The organism is Nostoc sp. DedQUE07 (assembly GCF_034530975.2).
Taxonomy (GTDB): Bacteria; Cyanobacteriota; Cyanobacteriia; order Cyanobacteriales; family Nostocaceae; genus Nostoc.
Genome location: NZ_JAVRCC020000039.1, coordinates 15,203 through 29,350 on the forward strand (window position 1 = coordinate 15,203; position 14,148 = coordinate 29,350).

14 protein-coding genes are annotated in these 14,148 nt (G+C 40.2%); 7 read left to right on the forward strand and 7 right to left on the reverse strand.

Going from position 1 to position 14,148, the window contains the following annotated elements:
* Positions 1-315 precede the first annotated feature (315 nt).
* Together RMZ95_RS24555 and RMZ95_RS24560 are read left to right on the forward strand one after the other, a co-directional pair.
* On the forward strand, positions 316-1,644 hold the full coding sequence (locus RMZ95_RS24555; RefSeq protein ID WP_322686882.1) for a GIY-YIG nuclease family protein: 1,329 nt from the start codon (positions 316-318) through the stop codon (positions 1,642-1,644).
* Between the two features lie 221 nt (positions 1,645-1,865).
* On the forward strand, positions 1,866-2,072 hold the full coding sequence (locus RMZ95_RS24560; protein ID WP_322686881.1) for a hypothetical protein: 207 nt from the start codon (positions 1,866-1,868) through the stop codon (positions 2,070-2,072).
* On the opposite strand, the gene treS is transcribed toward RMZ95_RS24560, so the two are convergent.
* A complete protein-coding gene (gene treS, locus RMZ95_RS24565) occupies positions 2,041-5,427 on the reverse strand; it encodes a maltose alpha-D-glucosyltransferase (protein WP_322686880.1) in 3,387 nt (1,128 codons plus the stop codon). The two genes, RMZ95_RS24560 and treS, sit on opposite strands and share 32 nt — an antisense overlap.
* A gap of 356 nt (positions 5,428-5,783) precedes the next feature.
* Between treS and RMZ95_RS24570 the strand changes: the two genes are divergently transcribed.
* Positions 5,784-6,119, forward strand: coding sequence for a PIN domain-containing protein (locus RMZ95_RS24570; RefSeq protein WP_409883711.1), 336 nt, complete (start codon positions 5,784-5,786; stop codon positions 6,117-6,119).
* A 5-nt stretch (positions 6,120-6,124) separates the two neighbouring features.
* On the opposite strand, the gene aroH is transcribed toward RMZ95_RS24570, so the two are convergent.
* The 3 genes from aroH to RMZ95_RS24585 form a co-directional block, all read right to left on the reverse strand.
* Positions 6,125-6,535: a chorismate mutase gene (aroH, locus tag RMZ95_RS24575; RefSeq protein WP_322686879.1), complete on the reverse strand. Its 411-nt coding sequence runs from the start codon at positions 6,533-6,535 to the stop codon at positions 6,125-6,127.
* A gap of 103 nt (positions 6,536-6,638) precedes the next feature.
* The gene (gene sppA / locus RMZ95_RS24580) at positions 6,639-7,460 is read right to left on the reverse strand and encodes a signal peptide peptidase SppA (protein ID WP_322686878.1); all 822 of its coding nucleotides are present in this window, start codon (positions 7,458-7,460) and stop codon (positions 6,639-6,641) included.
* A gap of 545 nt (positions 7,461-8,005) precedes the next feature.
* On the reverse strand, positions 8,006-8,302 hold the full coding sequence (locus tag RMZ95_RS24585) for a hypothetical protein (protein ID WP_322671305.1): 297 nt from the start codon (positions 8,300-8,302) through the stop codon (positions 8,006-8,008).
* A 436-nt stretch (positions 8,303-8,738) separates the two neighbouring features.
* Here RMZ95_RS24585 and RMZ95_RS24590 point away from each other — a divergent pair, with 436 nt between their 5' ends.
* From RMZ95_RS24590 to plsY, 4 genes are all read left to right on the forward strand, one after another.
* On the forward strand, positions 8,739-9,533 hold the full coding sequence (locus tag RMZ95_RS24590) for an MlaE family lipid ABC transporter permease subunit (RefSeq protein ID WP_322667978.1): 795 nt from the start codon (positions 8,739-8,741) through the stop codon (positions 9,531-9,533).
* A gap of 139 nt (positions 9,534-9,672) precedes the next feature.
* The gene (locus RMZ95_RS24595) at positions 9,673-10,059 is read left to right on the forward strand and encodes a DUF3119 family protein (RefSeq protein WP_322671307.1); all 387 of its coding nucleotides are present in this window, start codon (positions 9,673-9,675) and stop codon (positions 10,057-10,059) included.
* A gap of 140 nt (positions 10,060-10,199) precedes the next feature.
* The gene (locus RMZ95_RS24600) at positions 10,200-11,477 is read left to right on the forward strand and encodes a DUF3086 domain-containing protein (RefSeq protein WP_322686877.1); all 1,278 of its coding nucleotides are present in this window, start codon (positions 10,200-10,202) and stop codon (positions 11,475-11,477) included.
* A 106-nt stretch (positions 11,478-11,583) separates the two neighbouring features.
* Positions 11,584-12,267 (forward strand): glycerol-3-phosphate 1-O-acyltransferase PlsY, encoded by a 684-nt coding sequence (gene plsY / locus RMZ95_RS24605; RefSeq protein ID WP_322686876.1) that lies wholly within the window; start codon positions 11,584-11,586, stop codon positions 12,265-12,267.
* 79 nt (positions 12,268-12,346) lie between these two features.
* On the opposite strand, the gene RMZ95_RS24610 is transcribed toward plsY, so the two are convergent.
* From RMZ95_RS24610 to RMZ95_RS24620, 3 genes are all read right to left on the reverse strand, one after another.
* Entirely contained in the window at positions 12,347-12,604 is a 258-nt protein-coding gene (locus RMZ95_RS24610) for a hypothetical protein (protein WP_322686875.1), read from the reverse strand.
* A 63-nt stretch (positions 12,605-12,667) separates the two neighbouring features.
* On the reverse strand, positions 12,668-12,907 hold the full coding sequence (locus tag RMZ95_RS24615) for a hypothetical protein (protein WP_194043059.1): 240 nt from the start codon (positions 12,905-12,907) through the stop codon (positions 12,668-12,670).
* Positions 12,908-13,539: 632 nt separating this feature from the next.
* Positions 13,540-14,112 (reverse strand): hypothetical protein, encoded by a 573-nt coding sequence (locus tag RMZ95_RS24620; RefSeq protein WP_322671311.1) that lies wholly within the window; start codon positions 14,110-14,112, stop codon positions 13,540-13,542.
* Positions 14,113-14,148 lie beyond the last annotated feature (36 nt).

Consider the following 14,148-nt stretch of genomic DNA (forward strand, 5'->3'; position numbering starts at 1 on the left):
GCTACTTTTCATGTCGCAAAAGTTGCTTTTCATGTCGCAAAAGCTAGTTTACGAGTTCAAAACTTGATTCACAAGCCAGGATGAAACGCTATATTTTTATGGAAAACATTGCGTTTAATGGATTCACTGTGGAGGCTTGACGAAAAGTGCGATCGCATTAGTGCATTAAGAATTTTCAAACCGCAGAACGCAGTTAAACGCGGAGAGTTTGGCGTTTAATTGCGTAAATTTGCGGTTTTTATTTTGTAGCTTTTGATGTTTCTATAAAATATAATTCAAAATATATATTTTTGATTTATTTATGGGTGTCTCATTTTGCTAGAGAAAATCAAAATATCTGAATTACCATCAGTTTATTTATTGGACAAAGATCGTCTTCCTAATTGTGCAGCTATTTACTTTGTATTTGATAGTAAAGGTCAAATCATTTATATAGGTAGAACTATTAATTTAGTTGAAAGATGGAAAGCACATCATAGATTTAATCAGCTAAAAAGATTTAATCGGAAAAATCCTCTTAGTATTAGTTGGTTGACTTGTAGCCGTGATATAGAAAATTTATCAAATCTCGAAAATGAGTTTATCAAGTTATACAAACCACCCCTTAATTGGTCTAAAGTAGTAGTACCCATTAGAAAAATAACTCCAGCCGAAACTGCTTTGCAGCAAAGTCTTCAGCAGCTAGCCAAGTTCAATGTTATGATAGTTGGTTTTGATCCAATATCAGATGGAGAACCACCAACCATATATTTAGTATATCCTGTTTATGGGATGAAAGGATTATCTGGAAGTATTAGAACTGCATTAAAAAACATTAATAAAAAGGCTAGCTCCCTGAAGTGGACAGAATATAAAACTTATCCTAAATCTTCAGGTAAATTTGGTTTTTGGGAGACTGAATACAACGGGTTAAGAATAGATTTATCTCCATTTGATGGTTTAGTTTACTTCATGGAACATTCAAACCGTCAAACTATAGCTGGAATAGAACTTATGGTATTTAGTAAGGAACAGCTAGAATTAATTTTAGATAAAAAAGACGAAAATGATGAGAATACATCAGGTTTAGAAGCATTAGAAGATGATCCTATCCCAGTAGAAAATATTTATAAAAATCAATCTTTAAATAGTAATTATAAAAATCCAGTTGAAGTTGAACCTTGGGAGGAATTAGAACCAATGGCTGAAGGTGAAGTTAGAGTAATGACTCGTCAGTTTGTTTATGTAGATGATATAGAAATAGAAGTATGTACTAACGATAATGGAAAGCATTTTGTTAGACACAATGTTTATTGGTGGATAATGCACAATCAGAAAAATCCTAGTCCTGAGTATAACAGAATAATAGAAAATAGCAAAAATTCAGTTGATAGACTACCTACTATCAGATGGTCTGGTTATAAATTTAGATTTGAGGTAATTAGGTTTAGTGAAGATGATGTAGAAGTTGAGAGTATACTATTTCCACTAGCTATGTTTGAAGACCTCATGAAAGACAGATCAAGGTTTAATAGTCAAGTTTTAGAACAAATTTTAAGGGGTGAGTATAAATCAACTGACTCTAATGGAGGAAGTATAAAACTATTTGTATGGCTACAATCTAATTCTATATCTTCGCTGCTTCAAACTAATAACAATAAATAGGTTGAGTTGAGGAAACTCAACAATATAATGATTTATATTCCCAATTTATAAGATTAATTTTTTATGCGATTAATTACAGCAAGTAAAAGCCCTGTATATAGCCAGGAAAAAAGTCTCTATGAAAATTTTGATAAAATTGAATTAATTGGTTGTTGTTGTGTTGACAAAAATTTATCAACAACCTACTAAAGAAGTATTATCTAATACATTAGATAATAAATATGAACATCGTTGATACAGGATTTTGGTTAGCCCTTATTGATAAAAAAGACACTCACCACGAAAGAGCAAAACAAGCTTTAAAACTCTTGTGGGGTGGGCGTCTCGCCCGCCCGGAATTATGGGCGGGCAAGATGCCCACCCTACAATATTGGATAAATTATTTCTTGGAAATCCCTAAGCAGTTTCACTCACTAATCGCAGAATAAATTGGAGTGGAATTTCTAGCCGATCGGAGCGATTATTTAGTTCATAGCCTAGTGCATCAATCGCTTGTTCTAGAAGATAGGCAAAAAGCAGCACATCTAGTTCTTCTCTTGTGTTTGGAAGGAAAGATTCTTGATTAGCAGTTTCTAAATAAGAGTTCAAAAAGCTAGTACTGACCCAGGTATACCAAAACTGTCCCCATTGTTCTATAAGGGGTAAATTTTCAGGCCGGATCATTCCAGATTCTTCTTGATAGCCCAGAGCTTGGTTAACTGCATAGTTGAAAGATAGTAACATTCCTGCTACATCTTGTAGAGGCGATCGCTTTATGCGTCGTTCGCTGAAACTACGATCTGCTTTACCTTCAAAATCAGGAATAATAAAGTCTTTTCCTGTGTAAAATACTTGCGCTAAATGGTAGTTTCCATGATGACGAGTCCGCAATGCAGTAATTTTTTGCCCGACAACTAACTGAAAGCGTTCTAATATTTTATCTTGGCTATTAAGAACTTCTAATGCTAATGGTTGAGTATTGGTTGGCAAGTATTTTACTCGTTCTTTTAACAACCGAAATACTTGTCCAGTTAAGTTACGTGCACTTTGATATATCGAACGTTGATAAAGCGATGAAAAAGATTCTGGAGCAAAGTCTGAGCTATCTATATTTGTAGCCAGCGCTATATGGAATTCAGCTGTGGATTTACCCAACAGCTCAACACTTTGCAAGTAAGAAGTGATAGTTGCAATTGCCAATTCGGGAATCTCAATTCTCTGTAAATCCAACAAAGAACCTGATGGCAGAGGCACTTCGGCAATAGTAGCGTGTTCTGTGGTCACTAAATCAAAGTACTTTTGCAAACTATCAAGTGTGTAGTCCCAGCCACTACGGATATCTAAAATAAACTCTTGTAATATACCTATAGTCGTAGGTAGGGCAGTTTTATTGCCTGTTTTATTTGCACGGCGGTACTCTAAAGCACCAGCGAGGAAAACTGAGTTTTGCAAGCATTTTTTCTGGTATAGGAAACGCCGGATTTCTAAATCTGGGTGCAAACCCTCCTCGACTTTGCGGAAGAGTTTCAACAACAAGCGATCGCCATAAATTATATAAGTATTGGTTTGTTCTTCTTTATTCAGAACAGTCGGCTCATGATTGGTTAACTGTCGGCGCAATTCGGAGAATGAATCAGTAGTAGTGCCAAATAATTCTCCGGTTATCCCTTTATAAGAGTGATGATTAGCGATCGCATCATCTAGCAGTGAGGTGAGAAAGTTCTTGTCTGCTAAAGCATCAAATAAAATTCCAACTTCTTGAGTATTGGGTGGAGGAGCGTCTATTTTGCCTTGCACCTCAAGCCGTGCAATTATAGCTTGCGGCATTTCTGCCAAAAGATGCGTTGCTTGCTCACCTTCTGCATAGGCGAGAAATAACAGATAAGTTTCGTGGTTTCCCTGGCTATAATCTACCTGCAACCAAACAATTTGAGCTATCTGCTGGTTATAGGGTAAAGAAATCGCTTCAATGATTTGTACTGATTGTACAGTCTGAGTTTTGCCGCCAAACCAGCTACAGGTATAGAGGTAATCCCGCAGTGTTGATTCTAGAACGCTTTTTGACTCTCGTTGCCCAATCACATTTTGCCATGAACCATTTACCAGCAGAGTTACTAAATCTGCTTGGGGTTTAGGCTCTTGAGTTGAGCTAGGTTTACGTTGTAAGGTGAACCAGTAAAACCCGTAAGGACTTAAGCTGAGGAAATAGGGCGATTCTGTAATTGGTGGAAACTCAGTGGAACCAAAAATTTCTATTGGTATTAGTCCATTGAAGGCTGATAAATCTAACGCCACCGTTTGTACGTAACGAGATAAATTTGCTACTACTAAGACATCTTCTTCAGAGGTAATCCGGCTGAAGGCAAAAACTTTGCGATTATTAGACTGTACCAATTCAAAACGCCCTTCACCCAATGCCGCAAACCGTTTGCGAGTAGCGAGTAAACGTTTCATCCAATACCAAAGAGAATTGCTATTAGTCCGTTGTGCCTCGACGTTGAGTGCTTCGTAGTGATATTCTGAGTCAACGATGACGGGTAGATACAAGCGTTGCGGGTTGGCGCGACTAAAACCAGCGTTGCGGTCAGAACTCCACTGCATAGGTGTGCGAACACCATTGCGATCGCCTAGATAAACGTTATCTCCCATGCCAATTTCATCACCGTAGTAAAGTACGGGGGTTCCTGGCAGAGATAACAGTAAACTATTGAGTAACTCAATTTGGCGGCGATCGTTGCCCAAAAGCGGCGCTAATCGGCGGCGAATGCCTAAATTTACCCGCATCATTGGGTCTTGTGCATAGGCCCCATACATAAAATCGCGATCTTCATCTGTCACCATTTCTAGAGTCAGTTCGTCATGGTTGCGGAGGAACAATGCCCACTGACAGTTATCAGGAATCGATGGAGTTTGCTGAAGAATATCTACAATCGGGAAATTATCTTCCATCCGCACTGCCATAAACAAACGCGGCATTAGGGGAAAATGAAAGTTCATGTGACACTCATCCCCTGCACCGTAATACTCTGCTGCATCTTCAGGCCATTGGTTCGCCTCAGCTAGTAACATCCGGTTAGGAAATTTCGCGTCGATATGCGATCGCAACTCCTTCAAATACGCATGGGTTTCAGGTAAGTTTTCGCAGTTCGTTCCTTGCCGTTCGTAGAGATAAGGCACAGCATCCATACGTAGTCCATCTACACCCATCTCCAACCAAAAATCTAGAACATCAAATACTGCCTCGCGCACCAAGGGATTGTCATAATTCAAATCCGGCTGATGGGAATAGAAACGATGCCAGCAATAAGCTTTGGCAACTGAATCCCAAGCCCAGTTAGATGTCTCAAAATCTTGGAAGATAATTCGCGCTTCTTGGTATTTTTCAGGAGTATCACTCCAAACATAAAAATCTCGCTCCGGACTTCCTTTCGGGGCGCGACGTGCTCTTTGAAACCAAGGATGTTGGTCAGAGGTATGGTTAATAATTAATTCTATAATTACCCGAATACCGCGCTGATGAGCAGCGCTCAAAAACGCTTTAAAGTCTTCTAGCGTGCCATAGATAGGATTGATACTAGTATAATCGGCAATATCGTAACCATCATCTCTGAGTGGTGAAGGAAAAAAAGGTAACAACCAAATGGCAGTAATACCTAAATCTTGTAAATAGTCTAGTTTTTCTGTCAGCCCTGGAAAATCACCAATACCATCACCATTACTGTCAGCAAATGTGCGAACACCTAATTCGTAAATAATTGCATTTTTGAACCATAATGAGTCATCTTTCAAGTTGGAGTTTGGCATTATTTTAAGAAGATATGCGATCGCATATCCAATAGAACTATATTTTTACTTGATACAATCGCTGAGATTATCAGCTTATTTATCTTACACGAGTAATGTTTACGCTTTCTTACTTAAGTAATGAAACTACCAAAGGAGCTATATTTAGTCATAAATAATCATACCAACTGCGTATATACATATAGCAGTTTTCATTTGCATGAAGTACAAAGTTACGGGTTTTGAGGCAGGAGGCAGAAGCTTTTTATATCTGATGCTCCCGTACTGCATTTTTAATTTCACTTAAAAACCAACCTGCTGTATAATTTTTCTTTCCGGGTGGAAAAATGTAACAAAACTTATTGTAAACTATAGCAATCCTAAATGAGGAGCAAATTTATATTTGCAGCATCACTGTTGCTGAGTTATATTTTGATGCTTATAATTTTCAACGAGTAGTGGAAAATTTAACTCGTGCAGAAGAATTTATTCAAAACTTACCCGTTGTACCTTTAACCGATCCTGCTCTAAGAAAGTATGGTGAATTAAAAGCAGAACTTCGTAGAATAGGACAAACTATTGCTGAATTTGATTTACTAATTGCTAGTGTTGGAATTGGAGAAAATTATACTTTAGTAACAAACAATACTCGTCACTACAGCCGCATTTTTAATTTACAGTTGGAAGACTGGATTTCATCTGAAAAATATTAAGTACTTTACACTTTTGATTTAACTGCTTGCTGTGATGCTTGTATCTGAGGCAAACTCCAGTCGGGACGCAAGCTAGCGGCGTTGCGTAAATAAATATGATGAATTGAGGCGGAGGCTGGCAGATAGGCGTGGATTAAAAACCGAATACAGCGCTGTAAGCTGCCTTCGACGTGCATTTGCTGCACATCCAACATAGCCACATTATCCCAACTAGGACGCGCTCTTGCGATCGCAGCTGGAAAAACTGCATCCAAATCGCGTGTCACTGAGAAAGTCACACTAATGATGTCCGTTGGCTGGAATTGATTCCGATTTTCCAGTTCATCTAGTAGTTCTGTAACCACTTCTCGGATTGTCTCAACAGTATTTTCTGAAGCGGTTGTTGCTCCGCGAATAGCCCGCATTTGCCAGTCCACGCCAAAATCCTCCTTAAAACACAAAAGTGAGGAGTTAAGAGTTGAGAATGAAAAGTTAGGATTTTTAACTCATAACTCCTCACTCATAACTCCTAACTCATATTTAGGGTCGATATAACCACAGAGGTAAACCACTAGTAGACATTTCAAATTCGAGCCAATCAATACCAGCCCCAATTCCTGATGAAAACTGACGACTCCCTGGTATAAAGCGACTCAATAAGGGTTTACGTTCTTCTAGGGTATAGCAGAGAGTTTTTTCTGGATCGAGACCAACCAGTTCTGCTGTCCAACGACGGGCATCTTCTTCTGTGCCCAGGCGGTCTACAACACCCAAGGCTAGGGCTTGCTGTCCAGTAAAAATCCGACCATCAGCGAAACTTTTTACAGCTTCTACCGTTAAAGAACGGCCATCAGCTACCGTTTGGACAAACTGCTGATAACTTGTGTCAATCAACTCTTGCAGGATGTTTTCTTCTGGTTCGGTCAGTTCCCGGTCAAAAGCCAAAATGTCTTTGTAAGGGCCAGACTTAATTACCTGGAAGGAAACACCAATTTTTTCTAGCAAGCGTTCCAAGTTATTCCCACGCAGAATCACACCAATGCTACCCGTAATTGTACCTGGGTTGGCAACGATGTGTTCGGCTCCCATACCGATGTATACTCCTCCAGAAGCCGAAATATTGCCAAAGCTAGCGACAATTTTGATTTTCTCGCGTAAACGCTTCAGGGCACTGTAGATTTCTTGGGAATCTCCGACTGTACCGCCAGGACTATCGATACGTAGCAATAATGCCGGAAACTTTTTTTCTTCTACAGTTTTCAGGGCTTCTAGGACGCGTTTGCGAGTAGCACTGGCGATCGCACCAGTAATTTCAATCCGCGCAATTTGTTTTCTAAACTTGGGCTTAAACGGCCAAACCATGAGCTGTCAACATACCTCGTAATAAATTCAATATAATATCCCCAACGGTCAGACGACCTGCTTTCCTCTGTTAAGAAACATGAGCAGGCATTGTGTTCATCAGAATTTTAAGGAAATTTTTATATTTTTCAGTGAGTTTTATTTGATATTCTCGATTAATACTAATCAAATCCTCAAAGATTGCAGCTAGCATAAAATGCCAAACTCTAGTTTAGCGTTAACCTGATGATTTAGAAAGGCTATTTTAGCTATTTTGCAAAATTAAAACTTCTCAATGCCTTGTTATTCCGGCTTTTTGAATGTTTGAGGACTGGTTTTACTTGCGTTCGCGCACGTTTACTAGTTGTCAGTAATTAATAACTAATAACTAATGAATATATAAATATTTAATCAATTACTTCAACACTCAATTTAATTAATCCAAATTCATTCAGCAACACTAATCTCTATTTAGGTTATAGACTAGTAGTACTTTCACTCTGGGAAATATCACTTTTTCCTGTCTTCTACAGCCCAATAATCTCCTGATGAAGCGATTTCACTACTTAAGAATCTATTCGTAATATTTGATACCGATAATAGACAAACATATCAAACAGTGCCCCAACGAAACTACAGGTTAAGCTAATTACAAATAATCCGCATAGGGGAGTTCCACTGCCGAAGGTGGCGAGAAAATGGATAATCTGAGTTGCGATCGCCTCAGTGAAATCTTGTAAGCCAGGGAAGTGCCCAATGAGGGATAGAACGAGCAATCCGCCGCCAACGAAAAACATGGGAAGGACAAAACTAAAAATGATTGTGAGTAGTAGGGAGCGGAGAAAGTTAGTGAAAATAGTCATTTAAGACAAACTCCGTGAGTAGAGATGACAAGAGCAAGATAGCGGTTTGTCATTTTCTACAATACGAGCGATCGCTCCAGAGCAGCGAATCTGTCAAAAATCTTAAGTTTTCATTAAAATAAAAGGCTAGCAGTTACAGCCCATGCTGGGGATAAAAAAAGCGGCTGAAATCTACAAAACCCTTGCAAAATGGAGATTATAACCAAGAGTACTACTTATTTATTGCTTTGCAGCACGTTTAAGAACAGCTTTATTTTCTGAGAACATCTTTAATCTAAGTTAATATTCAGTCTTTTTGGGGGAGCAAGGGAGCAGGGGAGCAGAGGGGCAGAGGATAATAAATGATCAATTCCCCATTCCCCATTCCCCATTCCCCATTCCCCATTCCCATGACTTCCGCTATTCTTAAGGCAGTTACCGAGTTAGCTACAGAACATTGAACCAGACTACATCCAAATCCAGTTTAGGGGAATGGAGTCAGCGGCTGCTGGCGGCGATTTTTCTGGGTGGGCAAGTACTAGTTCACCTATTGAGAGGCAAAATCCATCGGCGCAATACCTTAGAACAAATGGCAGCAGTTGGGCCAGATTCCTTATTTATTGCCTTATTGACGGCTATTTTCGTTGGTGCGGTGTTTACCATTCAGGTGGCGCGAGAATTCATTAACTTTGGTGCCGGAAACATTATCGGCGGAGTCCTTTCTGTAGCGTTGACACGAGAACTCACTCCTGTGTTGACAGCAGTGATTTTGGCCGGACGAGTTGGTTCTGCTTTTGCAGCAGAAATCGGTACCATGCGAGTCTCAGAACAAATCGATGCCATGTTGATGTTGAGAACAGATCCAATTGATTATCTGGTTATCCCCCGCGTTCTTGCTTGCTGTTTCATGCTACCAATTTTAACCCTTCTGTCTTTGGTGACAGGGATGTTCGGAGGATTTTTAGTTGCGACAAATATCTACAACCTGTCTGATACGGTATTTCTCGACTCAGCCCGTAACTTTCTTGGCATCTGGGATATTTTTAGCGCCATGATTAAAGCTTGTTGTTTTGGCATTTTAATTGCTGTAATTGGTTGCAGTTGGGGGTTGACGACAACAGGAGGTGCCAAAGGTGTAGGACAGTCAACTACAACAGCTGTTGTGACTGCCTTACTGATTATATTTGTGAGCAACTTCTTTCTTTCTTGGTTAATGTTTCAGGGGACTGGCAGTGCATTCATAGGGCTATAAAAGTTAGAAGGGAGGAGTGAGGAGTTATGAGTATGAGTTATGAGTTAAAATTCCTCACTCTTAACTCTTAACTCTAACTTCTAACTCCTGACTCCTAAAATAGGAGAGATGCCTAATAAACAAAGCAGGATTTAAGACTGTGACCAGTTCATTTGCTTCTAACTCCACATCAACTGTGGAACTCAAGCCTAGTTACAACATACCGATAGTGTTAGTGATTGCCGCGATTCCACTATTGTTGGTACAACCTTGGGTAGGCTCCGTTCTCACGCTGTTTGGTTTGTTTCTCATGTTTCAGGCGTTAACGCTGCGTTTGCAATTTACCGCTACTGACTTAGATATTTATAGAGGCGAAAAATTGATTCGACGCTTTCCCTACCAAGAATGGCAAAACTGGCGGATCTTTTGGAATAGAGTCCCCATTTTGTTTTACTTTAAAGAAATTAAAAGTATTCACTTTTTGCCAATTTTATTTGACCCCAACACCTTGAAAACTTGTTTAGAACAACGTTGTCCGCGTATTTAGTGCTGAGTGCCATCTGTGCTGAGTCGTTTTGATATAGACTCAGACAGAACTCAGCACTCATGCTCAGGACTTTTATGGCAGGTCAATTGTAATATTTCTGAAAGCTATTTATTCGCGTCATAGGAATTACACTATTGTTTATGAACCCAGAGGCATCTCAAACCCCAGAACCAATTGATGAGCGGTTGGCAGAAAAACCAGAAGAGAACAATGCAATTGAACATCCAGTAAATCCATCAGTTGAGTCAGTGGTAGACACAAAAGCCATTAGCTCATCATCAGAGGACTACACAAATTTTGAGCCACTCATTTCCAGTGCAGAAGTGGTAGATTCTACAGTAGAGCTAACAGAAAATTCAAATGGCGAGTTTGTAGCGCAGTTAGAAGGAGAAAATGTCGCTCTGGGGTCTGAAATAGGATCGGGAAATCATTCATTATATGTAGAAGCAGAGCAGCGGATAGCAGAGTTGCAGAGTGCTGAAGCAGTTCTCAAGTCAGAAATAGCCAAGCTGCAAGCTTCTTACGAAAACCTTCAGACACAAGTGAGTGAAACTCAAACCTCACTGGGGCGAATCGTGCAAGAGTCGCTAGTCCAGTTAGAACAACGCAAACAAACCCTGCAAATTTCTGTAGAACAACTAGAACGCCGTCAAGAACGTATCCGCAATGAGATGCGAACCACTTTTGCTGGTACATCCCAAGACTTGGCAATTCGGGTGCAAGGTTTTAAAGACTATCTCACGGGTAGCTTACAGGATTTGGCCTCTGCTGCTGAACAGCTGCAACTAACGCCAAGTGTAGTGGAACGAGAAAAACCAGCTGTAAAAGAGCCTAAACCAGCTGAACCCCAACCTGGAATACCCCAATTTGCCCAACAGCAGTTTCAAGATACGACAAAGCAAATTCGCCGCCTCATTGACCAATACCGCAATAAACCAGATTACTACGGGCCACCGTGGCAACTACGCCGTACCTTTGAACCAATCCACGCTGAACGAATCTCCAACTGGTTTTTTACCCAAGGAGGACGGGGTGGTTTGCGGACAATGGGTAGCCGCTTACAAAATATTCTGATTGCCTCAGCTGCAATTTCGATATTACACAAGCTGTATGGCGATCGCGTCCGTACTTTAGTCTTAGCTAATACACCGGAGCGATTAGGTGAATGGCGGCGCGGCTTGCAAGATTGTCTAGGAATCGGTCGCCCAGATTTCGGCCCAGACCGGGGTGTGGTATTATTTGAGGCGTCTGATGCTCTCGCTCAAAAAGCAGACCGATTGACGAAAGCCAATCAATTGCCTTTAATTATCATTGACGATTCAGAAGAGCAAATCAGTTTGTCACTGCTGCAATTTCCCTTGTGGTTAGCTTTTGCTCCTGACCCCAAAACCATGAGAAACTATGATGATGACTTTTAAATGAGTCATTAGTCATTAGTCATTAGTCATTAGTCATTGGTCATTGGTCAAGAGATATTACTCTTGACTTTTTTGAATTTTGAATGCGTGAATTTTGAATTGTATTATGGCTATTTGGTTAACTCTGTGCGGAGCAATTGTGGTCATAGCTTACCTGCTGGGTTCTTTTCCCACTGGCTACATTGCTGTGAAGCAGTTAAAAGGTATTGATATTCGGCAAGTTGGTTCCGGTTCCACTGGCGCAACTAATGTATTAAGAACTTTGGGTAAAGGGCCAGGAGCATTGGTTTTAGTACTTGATTCCTTAAAGGGAGTATTAGCGATCGCTCTAGTTTATTGGTTATTCAACTTTGAACCAATTAAAAATTATATCCCTCCAACGGTAGATGTACAACTATGGCAACCGTGGTTAGTCACAATATCTGGGTTAGCTGCCATTCTGGGACATAGTAAATCAATTTTTTTAGGCTTTACTGGTGGTAAATCCGTTGCTATCAGCTTGGGAATTTTGTTGGCAATGAGTTGGCAGATAGGTTTAGCAACAGCGGGTGTGTTTGCCGTCGTTGTGGCAATATCGCGGATTGTTTCTTTAAGTTCAATTGTAGGTGCGATCGCAGTTTCCATTTTCATGGTAATTTTGCATCAACCCTTACCCTATATTCTGTTTGGGATTGCCGGCGGGTTGTATGTGATTTTGCGCCATCGCACTAATATCGAACGACTGTTTGCGGGAACGGAGCCAAAAATTGGGCAACCTGTAGCGACAGAACCCGAACAAAGTGCATCATAGGTAAATGAGAGCCAAACTCAAAACTCATCTCTCAGAAGGATAGAGCTTCTTTCAAAATTACTGTATCGATATTTTAGGCTTACGAACGAACATTGCCTTTAATTAAACGGTGGAAAAGGCGGCAAGGCCACAAAAAAGCTCCACAAATACTCACTGAGGCGATGGCGGCCAGAACTCGCCAACTTGAACTAAACTCAGTGTCAGACTCTGAAGGATGAGCTTGTGTGTTTTTAGCTAGTTCTGGCATTGAATGAGATAGCTGACTGGCTGTACTCACCCCTTCAATCGCTGCTCCAATTAGATAAGCTACTAGGGCAATTACTAGCCAGTTATTCATAATATTCCACTGTTTCAACTCTGAGCGTATGCTTGGTAGCGAGCAATCATTTGATTTTTCGGACTAATGATTGCCGCCTTGCCCTAAAGATAATCGACCTTCAGCCGTATCACGAATTAGAGGCAGTTTAGATTTTATGTAAGTATTGAGCGTGCTATCTGCCTGGGAATCAAGCCCCTGCTTCGCTTTTAACTGCTGGAGAAGCAATTGTACTAAAGCAGCATCGTCAAACTGGAGCAGGGTGTTGACCTGGGTAGACTCGATTACAGCCCAAAGCTGTTGCATCATTTTCGCTGTCACCATGAGTCTGTAACCTCTTAAGCTTTTCTTTATATTTACACGGATTTGGAAATTGTGGTTAGTTTTTGTCTGAAGATTTATAAAGATGTCGGCTAAAACTGCCTGAGTCAGTTAAATCTGTTAAGTTATAGCGTCTTTTCAATTGATTGCACTACAAGATTAGCTCACACGTCATCTTAACCGTGCTACGTAAAGAAAGAAAACTGCCCAAAGACTTAAATTTTTCCTAATACCGTTTTTTTATAAAGCAGCGCCAAATCATAGATTTTTTTCAACGCATAGGCGCTTTTCTACGAGACGCTACGCGTAGCTTGCTTCCACGAAGTGGTACGCCTTCCCGCAGGGTAGGTACGCGGAGGTTAGCGCATAGGCGCTTATCTACGAGACGCTACGCGTAGCTTGCTTCCACGAAGTGGTACGCTTTCTTGCAGGGTAGGTACGCAAAGGTTTTCTTAAGATAATTCGCTATCTCCCAAAATAATTAGGCGCATTTTCTTAGAGAATTGGTATAACCGTTTTTTAGAAGCAGGGAATTATAACAGGGCTTTCGATCGGCCACAATGCAGATATACGTAGATATTAATGCTTTTTTTGAGGCGAAACTTCTGTGGCTATCAGGTAATTTTGCTATAACTTTATTGTAAAACTCTCGAACAAGCTCCTTCCTGTCCAGAAGGATCGGGAAAAATTGCTAAGGTGTGATATTCAGGATTATCTGTTTTATATATCACTTTAAAAGTATACAACTTGTTTTTACCTTGCGCTTCGGTAACAACTGTTAAAAGTGTATTGCTAGTGGGAGGAAGTCCAGGTATGTCCAGTTTTTGAATTCGTCTGAGTTGAATTACATTTGCTGCGGAGTTTTTACAATCTCCTGAATTATTATTAGCTTCTTGACCGAACTGCATACATACTGGCCCATCAAAATCCATACTTACCTGTGATGGGTCATTTAACCAAACTTTTTTAATTACTTCTCCAGCCGGAATAAAACTTAAGTTTGTTCCTTGTTGATACCAGACATCAACCGTAGGTACAAGTCCCCCTAAACCTTGTGCTTGACAGGAAAAGATGGAACGCAGAACGGCGTTATTAGCTACAGCACGACCTACCAACCAGAACATAGCAACCGAGAAAATTAAGGAAGCTATAGGTAGGAAATAAGAACGTTTTGGGTTATCTCCTGACAATTTAATATTCTTTTTCATGGTTGCAAATATCTAAAATTGCTATAAATATTAACC